Annotated in this window: 14 protein-coding genes; 7 read left to right on the top strand and 7 right to left on the bottom strand. The window is 67.2% G+C overall.

The annotated features are described in order from the left end of the window. Positions 1 to 195: 195 nt before the first annotated feature. The gene (locus tag VFW04_01975; protein ID HEX5178072.1) at positions 196 to 1,293 is read left to right on the top strand and encodes a hypothetical protein; all 1,098 of its coding nucleotides are present in this window, start codon (positions 196 to 198) and stop codon (positions 1,291 to 1,293) included. Here VFW04_01975 and VFW04_01970 read toward each other — a convergent pair. Beyond that, a complete protein-coding gene (locus VFW04_01970; GenBank protein ID HEX5178071.1) occupies positions 1,290 to 1,907 on the bottom strand; it encodes a hypothetical protein in 618 nt (205 codons plus the stop codon). The genes VFW04_01975 and VFW04_01970 overlap by 4 nt on opposite strands. Before the next feature lie 54 nt (positions 1,908 to 1,961). On the opposite strand from VFW04_01970, the gene VFW04_01965 reads away from it, so the two are divergent. Then, positions 1,962 to 2,690: a TylF/MycF/NovP-related O-methyltransferase gene (locus VFW04_01965; protein ID HEX5178070.1), complete on the top strand. Its 729-nt coding sequence runs from the start codon at positions 1,962 to 1,964 to the stop codon at positions 2,688 to 2,690. 13 nt (positions 2,691 to 2,703) lie between these two features. Here the strand turns inward: VFW04_01965 and VFW04_01960 are convergent, their stop codons facing one another. The 4 genes from VFW04_01960 to VFW04_01945 all read right to left on the bottom strand — a co-directional run bounded on the left by VFW04_01960 (position 2,704) and on the right by VFW04_01945 (position 7,616). Next, entirely contained in the window at positions 2,704 to 3,099 is a 396-nt protein-coding gene (locus tag VFW04_01960; GenBank protein ID HEX5178069.1) for a response regulator, read from the bottom strand. Next, positions 3,099 to 4,031, bottom strand: coding sequence for an AraC family transcriptional regulator (locus VFW04_01955; GenBank protein HEX5178068.1), 933 nt, complete (start codon positions 4,029 to 4,031; stop codon positions 3,099 to 3,101). The genes VFW04_01960 and VFW04_01955 overlap by 1 nt, the downstream gene beginning before the upstream one ends. A gap of 333 nt (positions 4,032 to 4,364) precedes the next feature. After that, on the bottom strand, positions 4,365 to 5,621 hold the full coding sequence (locus VFW04_01950) for a hypothetical protein (protein HEX5178067.1): 1,257 nt from the start codon (positions 5,619 to 5,621) through the stop codon (positions 4,365 to 4,367). A gap of 255 nt (positions 5,622 to 5,876) precedes the next feature. Beyond that, the gene (locus VFW04_01945) at positions 5,877 to 7,616 is read right to left on the bottom strand and encodes a peptide ABC transporter substrate-binding protein (protein HEX5178066.1); all 1,740 of its coding nucleotides are present in this window, start codon (positions 7,614 to 7,616) and stop codon (positions 5,877 to 5,879) included. 205 nt (positions 7,617 to 7,821) lie between these two features. Between VFW04_01945 and VFW04_01940 the strand changes: the two genes are divergently transcribed. Further along, positions 7,822 to 8,385: a YceI family protein gene (locus VFW04_01940; GenBank protein ID HEX5178065.1), complete on the top strand. Its 564-nt coding sequence runs from the start codon at positions 7,822 to 7,824 to the stop codon at positions 8,383 to 8,385. Between the two features lie 6 nt (positions 8,386 to 8,391). Here VFW04_01940 and VFW04_01935 read toward each other — a convergent pair whose 3' ends face one another. Further along, positions 8,392 to 10,833 (bottom strand): ABC transporter permease, encoded by a 2,442-nt coding sequence (locus tag VFW04_01935; GenBank protein HEX5178064.1) that lies wholly within the window; start codon positions 10,831 to 10,833, stop codon positions 8,392 to 8,394. 191 nt (positions 10,834 to 11,024) lie between these two features. Then, positions 11,025 to 12,074, bottom strand: coding sequence for a D-Ala-D-Ala carboxypeptidase family metallohydrolase (locus VFW04_01930; protein ID HEX5178063.1), 1,050 nt, complete (start codon positions 12,072 to 12,074; stop codon positions 11,025 to 11,027). Positions 12,075 to 12,304: 230 nt separating this feature from the next. Between VFW04_01930 and VFW04_01925 the strand changes: the two genes are divergently transcribed. From VFW04_01925 to VFW04_01910, 4 genes are all read left to right on the top strand, one after another. Next, positions 12,305 to 12,493 (top strand): hypothetical protein, encoded by a 189-nt coding sequence (locus VFW04_01925; protein HEX5178062.1) that lies wholly within the window; start codon positions 12,305 to 12,307, stop codon positions 12,491 to 12,493. A gap of 57 nt (positions 12,494 to 12,550) precedes the next feature. Next, positions 12,551 to 12,838 (top strand): hypothetical protein, encoded by a 288-nt coding sequence (locus VFW04_01920; GenBank protein ID HEX5178061.1) that lies wholly within the window; start codon positions 12,551 to 12,553, stop codon positions 12,836 to 12,838. A gap of 349 nt (positions 12,839 to 13,187) precedes the next feature. Then, positions 13,188 to 16,160: a SusC/RagA family TonB-linked outer membrane protein gene (locus tag VFW04_01915; protein ID HEX5178060.1), complete on the top strand. Its 2,973-nt coding sequence runs from the start codon at positions 13,188 to 13,190 to the stop codon at positions 16,158 to 16,160. A 29-nt stretch (positions 16,161 to 16,189) separates the two neighbouring features. Beyond that, positions 16,190 to 17,533: a RagB/SusD family nutrient uptake outer membrane protein gene (locus tag VFW04_01910; GenBank protein HEX5178059.1), complete on the top strand. Its 1,344-nt coding sequence runs from the start codon at positions 16,190 to 16,192 to the stop codon at positions 17,531 to 17,533. Positions 17,534 to 17,564 lie beyond the last annotated feature (31 nt).

The following is a 17,564-nucleotide window of genomic DNA, read 5'->3' as shown; positions in this document are numbered from 1 at the left end:
GTTCTTCGGCTGACCGATTTCGGGATTTGCCATGCCGAAACCGGACGCCTTGCAGCACGCGGTCGCCGGTCGGCCCGCCTCTTGCCTTCCGCACTCCCGCCATCACCGCGCCTCCGTAAGGCATCATTCCCTCAAATGCCGGGCTCCCTGTCGGTTTCCGCCGTCCAATGCCGGACGACGACCACATCAGCGCGCGTGTCTGCCGTCGTCGACGGCGCCGAGGTCTGGTTCGAGTCCGACGACGTGCCGCTGCGCCCGTCGGTCGAGGCGTTCGTGGCGGCGTTTCTCATTCCGTCTGCCTCACGCGGGTTGCGGCTCGACACGACAGGCGCGGTCGACGCGGCCTTCGCCGAATCGCTGCGCAAGGTCCTTGACATCACGCATCGCTGGTGGGGGTACGACCGCGTGTTGCCGCGCGTCGACACGATGCGTGTCGAGGCGAATCCGCACCGGCCGGCGGCGGGCCGGACGGCGCTCTGCTTTGGCGGCGGCGTGGATTCGTTCTACACGCTGCTGGCGTCGGGCCGCCGCGTGGACGACCTCGTGTTCGTCCATGGGTTCGACATGCCGCTCACCGACGTCGCGCGGGCGACCGCGGTGGAGCAGAACCTGCGCGACATTGCCGGTGTGTTAGGCGCGCGCGCCATCGTGGTGCGGACCAATCTCCGCACGGTCCCGGCGTTTCGGGTTGCTTCGTGGGACCGCACACACGGCGGCGCGCTCGCCGCCATCGGCCACCTGCTTGCCGACGAGTCGGCCACGATGCTCATCTCGGCGTCGTTCTACCACGGCGGCTGGCATCCCTGGGGTTCGGCCTGGCAGCTCGACCCGCTGTGGAGCGGGAACGGGCTGACGATCGAGCACGTGGGCGGCGAGCTCAGTCGTGGAGACAAACTGCGCGTGCTGCGGGATGAGCCGCTCGTGCGCCGCTTCCTGCGCGTCTGTTGGGCGAACCGGCCGGACCAGCTCAACTGTTCGCGCTGTGAAAAGTGCATCCGGAACCAGGTGGTGTTGGCCGGGTTAGGCGTGCTCGAGCACTTCCGCACGTTCGAGCCGCCGGCGACGCTGGCGGCGCGCATCGCCGAGGTCCCGCGGATCAAAGACCCGCTCGTGTTCGAGCGCTACGAGCGCGCGCTCGCCATGGGCCTGCGGCCGGACGTCGCCGCCGCCGTGCGGGCGCTCCTCGCCCGCAGCAAGCGCGCGCTCTGGCGGGACCGCGCGCGACACGCCCGCGAGTACGCGGCCGCCGTCATCCGCCGGCTGCTGCGCCGCCGGCTCGAATCGTCCCGTTAGGCAGGCGGCGCGGCCGCCGGCGACCCGAACGTCCACCGCGCAAAGAGCGCGAACAGCACTATCGTCGCCATCGCCCACCCGAGCGTGCCGAGCAGCACGCCCGCCATCCCGGCGGCCATGAGCCCCATAACCCCCAGCGTCAGCACGACGAACGTGCGCGATTGGACCAGACGCTGCGACAGCGAATCCGATGCCGGGTTCGGCTGGAGCCCCGGCACGAGCTGCCGCAGGAAGGTGGACTGCTTGCGCGATTGCTGCTTCTGCTGCTGCGCCGCCTGCGTCATGAGCGCGTCGAACGAACTGCCCCGGACGCTCGACGTATGGATGATGAAGGTCGCGAGGAACACGACACCCGTCGCGACCACCGATCCCACCCACCCGACGCTGCGCGTGTACGGTCGCCGGCGCAGCCGCTGCACGAGCCAGGTGATGCCCACGCCCACGACGCCCAGGAGTGCGAGATGCGCCGCCAACAGGCAGATCGTGAGCAGGAAGGCGCCGCCGAGTCCTGCGAGGAGCCGGAGGGTGACCGGGACCTCGGACCGCGCGGGCGCCGACGGCGGTGCGGAACTCGGACCAGCCGCCTCGACCGACAGACCGCGTGCGTTCATCATTATGCGTACCCCGTTCCTTGAGGAGGACGACGTCTGAAGCATTTTCTCGAGCGTGTGGCGGACCGGTTCGGGTTCGCGCTCATTCGCAAGACCGAACCGCCGGTCGCGCACCCTGACCTCGATCCCGAGTTCTTCGCGCTCCACGCGCGGTGTAAACCGTACACGCTCACGTCGATCGAGCGCGTGTACGCTCTGCGGCAGGCGGTCCGGTACGTCGTGCGGCACGGCGTCGCCGGCGACATCGTCGAGTGTGGCGTGTGGCGCGGCGGAAGCATGATGGCCGCGGCGCTCACGCTGCTCGAGTTAGGCGACACGAGCCGCACCCTGTGGCTCTACGACACGTACGAAGGCATGAGCGAGCCCACGGAGCGCGACATCAACCGCGGCAATCGCGCCGCGCGCCGCCGCTGGGAGCGGTCGCAGCAGGACGGCCACAACGCATGGAACTATGCGCCGCTCGACGACGTGCGCCGGAACGTCGAGGCCACCGGCTATCCCGAGTCCAGGCTGCGCTTCGTCAAGGGCAAGGTGGAGGACACGCTCCCCGGCACGATGCCGGAGCGCATCGCGATCCTGCGTCTCGACACGGATTTCTACGAGTCGACGTACCACGAGCTCACGCATTTGTATCCGTTGCTGGCGTCTCGAGGGGTCCTGCTCCTGGACGACTATGGGCACTGGCGGGGTGCGCGCGATGCTGTCGATCGTTATCTGGCGGAACACGACCCGCCGATTTTGCTGGACCGCATCGACTACTCGGGGCGGCTCGCGGTCAAACCGTGACGACGGATCTCCGTTAGGCGCTGGCGTCTCGGATGTGACACGTGAAGCCGTCGATGAGCCCGATGAGCTCGGCGAGATCGAAGGGCTTCACGAGATACGGTACGCGGCAGGCGCGAAGCAGGTCGAATGCACGGTCGCTCGTGTCGCCCGTCGTCATGAGCGTCGCCGACCGAAGGTGCGGGTGCAGCGCCGCCGCGAGCTCGAAGAACACGTCGCCGCGCTGGTCGGGAATGCGCAGGTCGACGACCATCGCATGGAAGTGTTCCTTGCCGAGGAGCGACTGCGCGGCCTCCCCCGACTCGGCCGCGCGCGCGTCGTAGCCCGCGCGACGCAGCGCAATCGAGAGCGCGCGGCAAATCGTCGGTTCGTCATCGACGATGAGTACGCGCGGCAGATAGAGGCTTGCCATTATGCGTGGCCTGGCCGCGGGGGACCCGGCGGCGCCTCGCGCTCGATGTGCGACGAGTCGCCGACGGCCAGGCGCATCGCGGCGGGCGGCCGGTACAGCGATCGCACGCAGTGTGTGACGACCTCGGTCGGGGCCATCTGGTTCATCTCGCGCGACGAGCGCACCGAGGTGGTCAATCTCAGATGTCGCGCCAGGATCCGCGGCGCGATGCGAAGCCGCTGCGCCGCGCCTTGCACCGTGATGTCGCCGGAGCGAAGCATCTGATAGGCGCGCAGCACGCGCGCCGTGACGAGCAGCTGCGTGGGCGACGTGAGGCCCGCGTCGGTGACCACGCGGTGCACGTGCCGGCGCGACATGCTGGCGGCCGACGCGAGATCCTCCACCGACGGAAACCGGTGCGGCGCGGCGAAGAGCAGGCGAATGGCGTCGACGAGCGGTGCCGGCAGCCGTTCAATCGGCCGGGCGAGCGCATCGAGCAGCAGGTTGGCCACCGCGTCAGCCGTTAGGCGGAGGATGAGGTCGCGGATGGCGGTGGTGCTGTCGTCGATCCCCGCGAGCAGGAGGCCGCTCAGGCTGCCGCGCATGAGCTGCGGCAGGGGACTGATGCCCGTCGCGGTGAGGCTGGCGTAGACGACGCACGGGATCCAGTCGAAGCGGGTGAGCACGCCGGCCAGGTCGTTCACGCGGCCCGCGCACCGCGGATCTGCGGGATCAATGACGATGAGGTTGACGGGGGCCGCGTCGAGGGTCGTCGTTAGACCGGTCGGCCCGTCGACGGCATCGAGCGCACGCACGGTGAAGGCGGGGGGCGCCGCCAATCGAATGCGCAGCAGCTTCGGGTCCGGCACCAGCGTCACGAGATTCATGCGGCCCACCCGTGCCGTGCGAGATGTCCCGATGGTGTATGGTGTGTCCCCAAAGTGCAGCGCCATGTCACCAAACTGCACTCCGGGTGCGTCGATGTGCTGGTAGCGTGCTCTCGGGTGAGGCACGCGTCGGGGCGCTTCCCGCCGCTCAGCCCGCTCCAGCGTCCAGCACACAGAGGATCCATGCGCCGCCTGACTGCCCGTCTCATTCTCGCCGCCATTGCCCTGGCGTTTGTCGCTTGCACGTCGCCGACTGCTCCCACGCAACCGGGCGCCGACCAGACCATCACCGTCGGTCCGCATTAGACCGCATGTGATGGTGGCGCGCGGCTGAACCGCCGCGCGCCGGCGGTGCGTCGCCACCGGCGGCTCCGCGTGCCGGCGGCGCGGCGTCCACCGTTAGGCGGACGGCGCCTCCAACTCCTCGCGCATCCTGCCTAACGCACGAGCCACCACGGCCGTCTTGGCCGACGCGTCGGCCATCGGCTCCGGACCGAGCGGCGGCGGCGTGCGCAGCTTCGCGATGGCCGCCTCGACGTCGAAGCGCAACTGCGCCAGTCCGTGCCGTGCCGCAACCTCCGCGGCACGTCCGTACTCCATGCGGGCCGTCTCGATCCGCCCGAACTGCCACGCTCCCAACCCCGCGTAATAGTGGTAGTACCCGGCCAGTCGCGGCGGTAAGTCCTCGACCGCGAGCTGCCGGCGGTACTGTTCGAACAACGGCTCCGTCCGGTCCTTTGTCGCCATGTCCATCAAATTGATGAGCGCAGCGCCTCGGACATACGGCTCCTGCGTTGTCGCGATCAGCACGAGACTGGCGTCGCGCGCGGCGCGCCGTACGCCTAACTCAATGAACGCGGCCGCCACGTCGGCCAGCGCGCGGTCGCGCGCCAACGGGTCGCGCAAGCCGCGCAGCGCGCGGAACGCGAACCGCACCGACGCCTCGTACCGCTTGCGCTGGAACGCCACGTGCGCGCGGCCGTGCAACGCCAGCGCCATCTCGTCGGACAACCCCGCCCAGCGCGCATCCTGCGCCGCCCGACGCAAGAGCGCATCGGCCACCGCCAGATTCCCCGACTCCGACAACACCGCCGCGCCGAGACACCGCGCTTTGATCTGCGTCGGCCAGTCCGACACACTCGCCGCTGCGTCCGCAGCCGCACGAAACGCATGCTGCGCGTCTTCCCACCGCGCTTCCTGACGCCGGCACTCGCCTAACCGCATGTACGCCGCCGCGGCGTCGTGTGCCTCGCCGGTGTCCGACGGACTCCGGCACAACCGGACCACCGTCTCGTACACATCGGCGGCCAACGCCCAACGCGACTCGAGCTCGAGGACGCGTCCGTACGCCAGCAGGCGAGGCCGCGCCGTCACCGCCCGGTCGCCGCTGTCGCTCGACAACACGTTCAGCAGGCTCGCCAGCACGCTCGCGATCGCGTCGCCCGCGCCCAACGATTCCAGGCAGCCCCACGCCGCGCGTGTCGCGCGCACATCGTCGACGCGCTGGCCATCGCCCGAAGCCAACAGATAGTCGACGAGGCGCAGACATACCAACCCTGCCGACACCCGCCGCCACTCGGCCGTCGTGTCGTCGCCGAGCTCCGCCAAGTGCTCGAAGAACGCAGCGTGTTGAATCGTGATGTCCCGAATCGGCACTATGGGGTCCGAAATTCGTGTCGCGAACTCGTGGGACCGCGGGAGAATGCCCTCATCGCTGTCGTCGCCTCGGACAGAATGCCTGAGAGATTTGCCGCGGTATCGGATTCTGCGCCTGCGCGGAGGGTCGAGAGCCATGACAGAGTATCGGGAAAAAGCTCCGAACCTGCAATGGTCGCTGAGCGGCCAAGGCCACGCCGGACAAGAACCTGACAGGCGGGGTCAGCAGTAGCCGGTAGCCCGTCGGTCCTTCCGCTACTGGATTCCGTCGTTTGCCGGGTTGGTACCGATGCTCCACTTGGCAAGCTCGCCCCACCACGCGTCGGCTCGGAGTCCCCGTGGCTCGATCGGCTGTCGCACCGCGCCCACGTTCACCAGATCGTACAGCCAGACCGCCGGTACGTTCGACACCAGGACGGACCAGGCCTTCCGGTACAGCGCCCGAGACTGCTCGGGTCGAGTGGCAGCGATGGCGCTGTCGAGGAGGGCGTCGAACACCGGGTTCGCGTAGCCGCCGAAATTCGAGCCGCCCGGCGGCGCGGACCCGCTTGCCCAGAGCTGGCGCGAGCTCGCAGGCGACGGATCCCACGTGAGATCGAGCAGTGTCGCATCGAATTGGCCGGCCTCCAGGTCATCGAGTGACGTATTGAGCTCCACTTGATCGATTTCGACATCGACGCCGGCGCATCGCAGCTGCGACTGCAGCACCACGGCCGCGGCGACCCGCTCGGCGCTGCTCGTCGGCACGAGAAGCCTAACGATGAGCGGTTGTGTGCCGCGCCGGCGAGCGCCTGTTCGGTCATCTCGAGCCCAGCCTGCGGCGTCGAGCAGGCGGGCGGCGCCGGCGCAATCCGCCGGCCGTTCGGGAAGAAACACCGAATCGAGCAGGCTCGCCGGAGCGGGCCCTCGTGCGACGCGTCCGGTCTCGCCTAACACACTGCGCACGAGCGCCGGGCGGTCGATCGCCATCTCGATCGCGCGCCGGACGCTCGAATCGCCCAGCACCGGGTGCGGACGCGACCGGTTCGCCGGATCTCGCAGATTGAACAACAGGGTCACGTTCTCTTCCGACGGCCAGCGCAAAACGCGCAGGTCGCGGCGAGCACGCACGCGTGGAATGTCCGAGGTCCTGATGCGATCCAGAAAATCCGTCTCGTGCGCGAGCAGCCGCGTCACAGCAACCGATGGATCGCGCGTCACCGTGAACAGGATCCGGTCGAACGTCGGACGTCCGTTGCGATACGCGGTGTCGGCGGACAGCTCGATCGATGTGCCCGGCGCCCAACGGACGAACCGATAAGGACCGCTTCCGATCGGGGCGCGGCCGAACGCCGATGTGCGCCACCGGTCGGGCGCGATGGTGTCCAGCACGTGTGCCGGCAGGATGCGCGGCGAGTACGTGGCCGTGTAGAACTCGTCCGGCGTGCGGGCATGAAACCAGACCACGGCCGTCGCTGAGTCGCGCACCGACACGGAGTCGATGTTGGACAGGAGCGGCGCAGCGATGGAACCCGCGGCGCTGTCCTTGAACACCCGAAACGAGAATTTGACGTCCCGCGCGGTCACCGGCGGGCCATCGTGCCACCGCGCCCGCGGGTCGATGTGAAACGCGATCGAGAGCGAGTCGCGGCCCCACGTCCAGTGATCCGCCAGACGCGGCCGATAGTCGCGATCGCCGACGGTGCCGAGCGTGCTATCCGGATCCGCGAGGCGCTCGAAAATCTGATCGGCGATGATCGCGCCCTGCGTCGTTGCCGTGAACGGCGGCATCAGCACGTCGGCGTCGGCGCCGATGTCGATGACCAGATCGCGATGGCGCGCGCCGCTATTCGACGCGTGGCACGCGCCGCCGGCGATCGCGCACGCAAACGCGATCGCACGGCGCCTCGCCGGGGCTCGCGCCCAACGGAAGCACACCGACCGCGTCCGTGCGCCCGTCGTTGGGCGCGCTCGCGTGGCGGACTCGGCGCGAGCGTACGATGGCGGGTCGCTCATCTCGTCTGAAAAATGCCGGAAAAGTAGAGGGCCGCAGCGCGCGCCGCGGCGAGGAATCATCGACGAACGTAAAGGCGCGGATAGCGTGCTGTACAGGCGAACGGCGCGCGCGGGAACGGGAGCGCGGCAAAAAGCCTTTAAACTCGAAGGAATCGGCGCTCGGGCTGGACCCGCGCCGCGCCTGGCCTTACAGAGGAGGAACACTATGACGACCTCGACCATCAATCGGTCGGACACCAGCAGCACCTGGACGCTCGATCCGGCGCATACCCTCGTGGAATTCGCCGCGAAGCACTTGATGATCACGACCGTGAAGGGTCGCTTCACGGATGTGAGCGGCACGATCCACATCGATGACGCGCGTCCATCGGCGTCGTCTGTCGCAGCGGTGATCAAGGCCGCGAGCATCGATACACGAACCGATCAGCGCGACACCCACCTCAAGTCGGCGGATTTTCTCGAAGTGGAGCGATATCCCGACATCACGTTCAAGAGCACCGTTGTCGAGTCTGCCGGAGAGCAACGCTATCGCGTCACCGGCGATCTCACGATCCACGGTGTCACCAAGCCCGTCGTGCTCGATGTCATGGAAGAGGGCCGCACCAAGGACCCGTGGGGCGGTGAACGCATCGGCTTCAGCGCCACCACCCGCATTGACCGCCGCGATTTTGGCCTAACGTGGAATCAACTCATCGAGTCGGGCGGGCTCGTTGTTGGCAACGAGATCCGCATCAGCCTCGAGGTGGAGGCCAGTAAGACGGCGTCGTGACGTCTGCTACTCGTCGCGGAGCGTCACGACCGGGTCCACCCGCGTGGCGCGCCGCGCCGGCACGAGCGTGGCGCACACCGCGACGGCGCAGAGGAGCACCGACACCAGCGTGAACGTCGCCGGGTCGGTGGGTTGGGTGTCGAACAACTGGCTGGTCATGAGGCGCGTGAGCGCGAGGGCCGCCCCGAGTCCGAGCGCCACGCCGCCCAGGACTAACGCAAGGGCCTGCCGCATCACCATGAGCAGCACGTCGCGCGCGCGGGCGCCGAGCGCCATGCGGATGCCCATCTCGCGGCTCCGCTGCGTCACCGAGTACGACGTGACGCCGTAGATCCCGAGCGACGCCAGGAGCAGCGCCAGCACGGCGAAGATGCCGAGCAGCACCATCGAGAGGCGGCGTTGCCCCATGGACGATCCGATCATGTCGTCCATCGTGCGAACGTGCGCGACGGGTTCGTTGCGGTCCACAGACTGGACGGCGGCGCGCACGGCGTTGGTGTACTCGGATGGGGGCCCGGCGGTGCGCACGGCAACGGTGAGGTGCCCAATGCTGCGAACCTGTGCGTATGGCATGTAGACCTGCGGGCGCGCATCGGCCGCCAGCCCTTCCTGCTTGGTATGTTCGACGACGCCGACGATGGTGCGGTACGTCGTGCTGTCGTTAGGCGCCGCCGGCCCGAACCACATCCGGTGCCCGATCGGGTCATCGCCGGGCCGCAGGTAGCGGTGCACGAACTGCTGGTCTACCACCACCACCTTGAGCGCCGCGGCAGCCTCGGCGTCGGTGAACGTGTGGCCGCGCTTCACCGCGATGCGCAGCGTACTGAAATACCCGGGGCTCACGATGCGGACATCCCCCCATGGCATCGAGCCGTGAGGCGGCGGCGTGTAGCCCTCGACGTTATAGGTGCCGGTGGACCAGCCGCCGCTGAACGGCATCACCGTCACGGCGCCGGCGCCGCGCACGCCCGGGATCTGCGCAAGCCGCGGGAGCACCTCGTTGAAGAACTCGGTGCGCGCCGTATCGGTGGGATACGACAGCTCGGGCAGCGAGAGGTCGAACGTGAGCAAGTGCGACGGATCGAAACCGGGATCGACCGCCGCCAGTTTCGCGAAGCTCTTCATGAGGAGGCCGGCGCCGCTCAACAGCGTGAGCGCCAGCGCCACCTCGGCGACCACCAGCACGCGGCGGAGCGTCGCACCGGCGCGATCCGCGGTGCCGCTGCGGCCGCCTTCTTTGAGGGTGTTGTGCATGTCCCCGCGCGACATTTGGAGCGCCGGCGCCAGCCCGAACAGCACGCCGGTGACGAGCGCGACCGCCGCCGTGAACAGCAGCACGTGTCCATCGATGCCTAACTCGGACACGCGCGGCACGTTGCTCGGGTTCGCGGCCACGAGCGCGCGCACGCCCGCATACGCGAGCAGCAAGCCCAAACCGGCGCCGATGAACGAGAGGAGCAGGCTCTCGACGAGGAGCTGCCGCACCAGGTCGCGGCGCCGGGCGCCTAACGCGGTGCGAATCGCCACTTCCTTGGCGCGCCCGGCTGCGCGGGCCAGGAGCAGGTTCGCCACGTTCGCACAGGCGATAAGCAGCACGAATCCCACCGCGCCCAACAGCACGAGCAGCGCCGGACGGATGTCGCCTGTCCCCAGCACGGTGAGCGACTTCACGCCTAACGTCCAGTCGGGCGGGATGTCGTTCGGGTGCTCCTGGCGCAGCCGCGCGGCGAACGCGTGCAGATCGCGCTGCGCCTGGTCGATGGTCACGCCCGGCTTGAGACGCGCCGTGAGGTTGAGGTATTCCGTCGTGTAATCCGACGGCACGAAATCGCTGTCGGCGAGCGCGAGCGGCGTCCAGATCTCGGCGTCTTGGACCCAGAAGTCGTGGAACGACGGTGGCATCACACCCACGATCGTGTACCCGACGCCGTCGAGCGACATCGACCGGCCCACCGCCTCCGGCCGGCCGCCGAACAGCCGCTTCCAGAGCCCGTCGCTCAACACCACTTCGCGGTTGTGTCCCGGCGCGTCCTCGTCCGGCAGCAGGGTTCTGCCTAACGCAGGAGCCACGCCGTACGTGCGGAAGAATTCTCCGGACACTTTCGTGCCGTGCAGCCGCTGCGGGTCGCCCAGACCCGTCAGATTCACCGGCCAGTTGCTCTCGACCGCGACGCCGCTGAAATCGCGCGTCTTGTCCCGATAGTCACGGAATCCCGGCGCCGACACCGGCGCCTCGAGCTTGAGCGACGGATAGTCGTGTTGAATGGTGACGAGCCGATCGGGTTCGGCGTACGGCAGCGGGCGCAGCAACACCGTGTTGACGACACTGAAAATCGCGCTGTTGGCGCCGATGCCGAACGCCAGCGTTAGCACGACGATGGCCGTGAAGCCCGGGTGCGCGCGGAGGCGGCGCAGCGCGTACCGGAGGTCGCCAAACAGGGTGTCCATCGCAGGAATGCTCCGCGTGAATCGTTCGATGCACGCCGCACCTCATTGCGGTTCGTGCGTTTGGGCGAACATAAGTATCTACGGGAGCTGGGGACTTTCGTTTCTACAGGCGGACAGGCGAGGACAAAGCCGGACAAATCGCGGACCGCTTGGGTGGAGAGAGATAGCGATCCGTCCGTCCGTTCGTCCGCTCAGCGGTGGCGGGCGTGGACGCAGAGAACTGCGGACGTGCCTGTCGCATAGCAGCCGGCGACGCGTGTCGCGTGGGTGTTGTCGGCTGGCGTGAGCGCGTGCGCCGTTCGCGTCCACCGTTTCACTTCGCCGCGCACGTCGATGTGCGCGAACGGACCGTGCGGTCCCATCGCGTCGTACAATCCGAGGCCGCCCGCGAGATCGGGGTACCGGTGCTCGACGCGCTCCACGGCGCGCTCGATCACTTTCACGTCGCCCTCATCGACGCGTCCGTCGAGATTCAGATCGTCCATGTGCCCGTCCCAGTTCGCATCGATGATGATGTCGGCGGCATCGCCGTACTGGTGCCGGCTCTCGCGCGCGCGTCCGCTGGCGTCGCCGAGCGCAAGATTGTACGCAGGGGTCCGGAAGCCGGACAACACGATTACGTGCGACGTGTCGATGCCGTGATGCGCGAGGTCCTGCAGCACCAGCTCGAGCTTGTCGAGGAGTGCCTCACGCAACACCACGTACTTCGGCCACACTCTCGGTTGATCGTGTGTGATGAAGTCGCGCAGACGAAAATGCTCCGACACGAACGTGTCCTCGTTGGCCGGCGTCACCTCGATGAAATCCTCGGGATTGGCGTACGCGCTCTCGCGGATGCGTCGCCGCTCGGCCGGCCAATAGCCCACCAGATAGTTGTCGATCCACGAGCCGAGCTTCGAGTGGAACGGACGGGTGGGGAGAAAGGTGAACGAATGTCCGTCAACGCCGCCGGGGACGGGCCATGCTTCGACCGAAGGCGTCGTGTCGCCCAACGACAGTGCAGCGACCTCGGCGCGCGATGCGAAGTGCGCGCGGAGCGCACCGCTCGCCCCGAGCATGGTGTCGCCCAGCTCCACGATGGGCGGTTTCGCGTGCGGCGTCAGGCGCGCGCCGCCGGTCACCGGAAGCACGCGGGCGTCCGGCGACAAGTCGGCGGCCTCGTGCGCTCGCGTGGCGGCGACGCTGAGCACCGCCGACAGCGCCACGGTTGCGGCTCCGGTTGCGATCCAGCGGAAGTACATGTCGTGTGCTGACAAAGGACTAGGCGCGCGAACGGCGGGGCGCGCGTCGCTCCGCCACGAGATGGACGCCTGGCTCTCGCGTCGAGCAATCGCCAGATGGCGGCTCCGCATTGGGAAGTATTTGTGCCCGAGGGCTCTCGTGGCTGTTAACCCCCGGTTGCGCGCGTCGTCTGCCTTGGTGAGGTACTGGTGGCGGAAATTCCTGGCGGCGACGCGGCGAGGGAGACACGATGAAATCGGAGTTGGAGTGGCAGCTCGCCGAGCTCGAACCCGGCTGTGAGATCCTCGTGAAGGATCGCGAGGGACGGTTCGTTGCGCGCGGCGTGCTTCGAAGCGATCGTGAGTCGTTGCTCGGTCCCAACGGCGAGTACATCTCGCTCAAGGGACGCGGCGATTGGACGATCATGGTGAAGAAGTAGTCGGCGCCGGAAACCTGGCGGTCGCGCGCCGCGTAGAGATGCCAGAGGAGGTGCGACATGCTTGGCATCCTAAGCTTGGCGTTAACTGGCGCCGCTGTGGTGATCGGCTACGTGAACAGTCGGCATTTTGTGCGCACGCGGTTGCGCTACGTGGACGCGGCGCAGCGCCGGACTACCCCATACATCTCGGGACTCGTCGCGGCGCTGGTCGCGGCACCGGTCGCGTGGTTGTTGCCGGCGGTGGGCATTGGAGCGGTGTTGCTGTTTGGTGTGGCAGTTGGGACGGGAGTCGCGCACGGCGCGCGCGACATTCGCAAGGGGACGGCGGGGTTACTGGAGCCGTAGTCGAGTAAGTGAGCGGGAGAGGGGCCGCGTAGGGAAGGCGCGATCGTCAGGGGCGATCGCGCTTTTTTTCATCTCTCGGACGTAAGAGCGTCGCGAGTGATCTTGCGCGGTTTGTAGCACGGGATACTTTAGCCGACATTCCTTGGTCGGCGCTCGCCACAGGTCACATAGCGATCACCCCATCCAGGAGGTTTGCGGCCGCTTGTCCGGTCGTATATTGTCCCCCGCACTGCATTCAGCATTGCACACCAGCACCACGCTGCCGCCCCTTCCGATTCCCCTTCGGAGGATCTCTTCCATGCTTGTTTCACCGTCTGTTCCACGCCGCACGCGACGTCGCTTCGGCGGCGTGCGATCCGCGGCGGGCCTGCTCACGCGCGTGGCCTCGCTGGCGCTCGCGCTCGAGTTGGGCGCGGCCGGCGCCGCCCTCGCCCAGGGCAACATCGCCGGTACTGTTACCGACAAGGCGAACAATCAGCCGATCGCCGGCGCCCAGATTTTCGTCCAGGGCACCACGCTCGGCGCGCTCACGGACATCAGCGGCCACTTTCGCATCCACGGCGCGACCGGCACCTCGGCGACGGTCATCGCGCGCCGTATCGGCTACGCGTCCCAAACCAAGACCGTGACTGTCGGCGACACCGCCGTCGCCTTCGTGCTCGAGCCGCGCGCGACCAGCCTCGACGAAGTCGTCGTCACCGCGACCGCCGGCGCAGCGACCAAGCGCGAAATCGGCAACGCGGTGACCACCATCGATGCGACGCGCATTCAGGAAGTCGCGCCGATCCAGAGCTTCCAGGATCTGCTCAACGGCCGCGCGCCTAACGTCGACGTGATCGAAGGCTCGGGCCAGGTCGGCACCGGCGCCAAGATCCGCGTGCGCGGCATCTCGAGCTTCGACTTGACGCAAACGCCGCTCATTTACGTGGACGGCGTGCGCATGGACAACGACCAGGCCACCGGCCCGGTCAATCAGGCCTTCGGCTCGAGCTCCATCTCACGCTGGAATGACATCGACCCCGAGGAAATCTCCAAAGTCGAAGTCATTCGCGGTCCCTCGGCCGCCACGCTCTATGGAACGGAGGCGTCGAACGGCGTCATCCAGATCGTCACCAAGCAAGGCGCTGCCGGCCCGACGCGGTACGAGTTCACGGTGACGCAGGGCACCAACTTCGTGATGAACCCGCAGGGGCGTTGGCCAACGAACTGGAACATGGTGGACGGCCAGCTCAAGTCGATCGACTTCACGCAGCTCAACGATGCGTACAAGGCGCACACCGGCAACGACATCTTCCAGAACGGCTACACGCGCAAGTATCGCGCGGGCCTGGGCGGCGGGACCGACGTCTTTCAGTACTATGTGTCGGCGACGAGCGAACGGGATGATGGCGCCGAGCAGGACAACGATCTCCATCGCGAGAATTTCCGCGCGAACCTGACGGTACAGCCCAGCTCGAAGTTCAAGGTCGAAACGCACATGGGCTATCAGACCGGGCGGACCAACCTCGCGCCGGAAGCCGGCTACGGCGGTATTCCGTGGACGACGATGCTCATGGACCCGGCGTCCGTCTCCGATCCGGGAGCGTACGGCTTCGGCAGTTCGCTGCCGTGGCAGTACAACGAAGAGTATCACATGTTCCAGGACATCAATCGGTTCACCGGCAGCATCACGTTCACGCATCAGCCCACCAGCTGGTTCACACAGCGCTTGATCCTCGGGGCCGACCAGGTGAACACGATGGACGTCGAGCTGGCGTTACGCATCGACTCGCTGCTCAACACGGGCATCGGCACCGATGCGTTAGGCTACAAGAACCAGACGAACAACACCGACGGGTTCCGCACGTACGATTACGCGGCCACTGCGAAGTTCGGGTTGTCCGACTTCAACTTCGCGTCGTCGGTGGGCGCACAGTATTACACGAAGAAGTACGAGTTCGTGAGCGCCTCGGGATCCGTCTTCCCGGCGCAGGGGCTCACCGCGATCAACGCACTCACCACGGGGCTGAGCACCGGTCAGGACGTGACCGAGAACAACACGCTCGGCTTCTACGCGCAGGAGACGATCGGCTGGAAGGATCGCCGCTACCTGACGCTCGCGTTGCGGTCGGACAAGAACAGCGCATTCGGCGCCGACTTCAAGCGGGCGTACTATCCGAAGGCCAGCCTCTCGTGGGTGATCAGCGATGAGCCGTTCTTCCACGCCGACTGGCTCAACTCGCTCCGTCTGCGTGCCGCGTACGGCGAGACGGGTCAGCAGCCCGACCAGTTCTCGGCGCTCCGGACGTACGCGCCGGTCACCGGCCCGGGCGATCAGCCGGCGGTCACGGCGCTCACGTTAGGCAATCCCAAGCTGGGCCCGGAGCGCGGCAAGGAGTTCGAGACCGGCTTCGAGAGCAGCTTCCTCAACGATCGCGTCGGCCTCGAGTTCACGTACTACAACAAGAACACCGACAACGCGATTCTCGACCAGCAGGTCGCGCCGTCGGTCGGATTCGGGTCCGACATGCTCGTGAACGCCGGCCACATCAAGAACTCCGGCGAAGAGGTCGTGCTCAATGTCACGCCGATGCGCCGCGAGAATTTCCAGTGGGACGCGGCCGTGTCGTTCTCGCACAACACGAACAAGATCATCAGCCTCGGCATTTCCGGCGTGACGTCGATCTCTCCGGGCACGTACCAGGAAGACATCAACGGATTCCCGGTCGGCGCGTGGTTCCTGCGCAAGGTCGTGAGCGCGAAGGTCGATCCGACAGGCATGGCGTATGACATCATGTGCGCCGACGGCCACGGCGGCCAGGTCGACTGCTCGGACGCGCCTAACGTCTACCAGGGCTCGAGCGTGCCGACGAAGGAGGGCGCGTTCACGTCCACGTTCACGTTGTGGAAGCGCCTCAAGCTGTACGGGACGGTCGATTATCAACTCAACTTCCAGAAGCTCGACGGCAACGCGCGCATCCGCTGCTATTTCGAATTGGGCGGTCTGTGCAAGGATCTCGCCGACCCCGTGCACGGCAACCCGATCGTGGTGGCCGGCGCGCAGGAAGGCATTCCGTCGTATCTGATCAGCAACGCCGGCTTCTTCCGGTTAGGCGAAGTCTCGGCGTCCTACATGTTGTCCGAGGACATGGCCGCGAAGCTGCACGCCCGCACGGCGTCGCTCACGTTCGCGGGCCGCAACCTGGCGACCTGGACGGGATACAAGGGCCTCGACCCGACCGCGCAGTTCCTCGGTGGATCGCGTGGCACGAGCGTCGCCTGGGAGCAGACGGTGACCCCGACGCTCTCGTCGTTCCTGCTGACTTTGAATCTCACGTTCTGACCGACGACCTCACTCAGCCGACAACTCTCATGAAACTCTCGCAGAGTACCACCACGGCGCGGCGGTCGCGACAGGGAATCGTGCTGTTCGGCGCGGCGCTCCTCCTCGGCGCGCTCGCCGCCTGTGACAGCCTGCTCGACGTGCCCGTGCCGAGCCGCATTCCGGCGGGCCCGCTCGAAACGCCGGCCAACGCAATCCTCCTGACCAACGGCGCCATCGGCGACTTCGATTGCGCGTTAGGCTCGTTCATCATCGTCGGCGGCGAGCTGACCGACGAGCTCGAGGACGCAACCGAAACGGCCGCGCGCTGGGTGTACGACAAGCGCGTGGTGCCCACGGACCAGGAGCTCTACGCCATCGCCGATTGCGATGACGAAGGGACGTACATTCCGTCGAATCGCGCCCGCGAGTCGGCCGACAACGTCCTCCGCCTCCTCCAGAGCACGACCGACGACCAGATGCCCTCGGGCGTCAGCCGCGACAGCCTCATCGCGACGCTGGCCGCGTACGCCGGCTACGCGCGGATTCAGTTAGGCGAAATGTTCTGCTCGTCGGTCATCTCGACGCTCAACCCGGATGGCACGATCACGTACGGGACGGAGCTGACGCCGCAGCAGATGTTCCAGTCCGCCGATTCGTCGTTCACCCTGGCGATCACCACGGCGCAATCGTCGGGTAACAACCAGGACGCGCTCGAGATGGCGTACATAGGCCGGGCGCGTGCGGAGTTGGATCAGGGCCTGTGGGACGCCGCAAAAGCGGACGCCCAGCAAATCACGGACGTGAATTACGAACACGTCTCGACGGCGTCGGCGACCACGGTGCGGCGCGAGAATCGTGTCTGGGCGGAGAACAATGGAACAGCCATCGCGTCCTCCGTTGGTCCGCGCTATCAACACATGACCTACGACGGCGTGGCCGATCCGCGCGTGCCGACGGACTCCTTTCCGGCGCCGCCATCCGAATCCGGCGTGCACGAATGGCAACAGCTCAAGTACGCGGATGTGAGCACGCCCATTCCGATCGCCAAGTGGTCCGAGGCCCAGCTGATCATCGCCGAAGCCGATGTCCGCGACGGCGATCCGGCCAGCGCGATCACCATCATCAACGCGCTGCACGCGCGCGCCGGGCTGCCGGCGTACAGCGGCGCGACGGACCAGGCATCGGTGCTCGCGCAGGTCATCGAGGAACGGAGCAGGGAGTTGTTCCTCGAGGGCCAGCGCCTGTACGACGTCATCCGCAACAACCTGTCCCTGCAGCCGGCGCCCGGATCGCCGTATCGGAACGGCGGCCAGTACGGGCCCGACGGTTCGGGGCTCTGCCTCAAGCTGCCCGACATCGAGCGGGCGAACAACCCGAACCTGTCGCACTGAGAGCAGGGAAGCGCTGTACAATGAAAACGGC

This window comes from Gemmatimonadaceae bacterium (genome assembly GCA_036273715.1).
Lineage (GTDB): Bacteria > Gemmatimonadota > Gemmatimonadetes > Gemmatimonadales > Gemmatimonadaceae > JADGGM01.
Note: the sequence above shows the minus strand (reverse complement) of the source record. Positions and strands in the feature narration are given on the sequence as shown.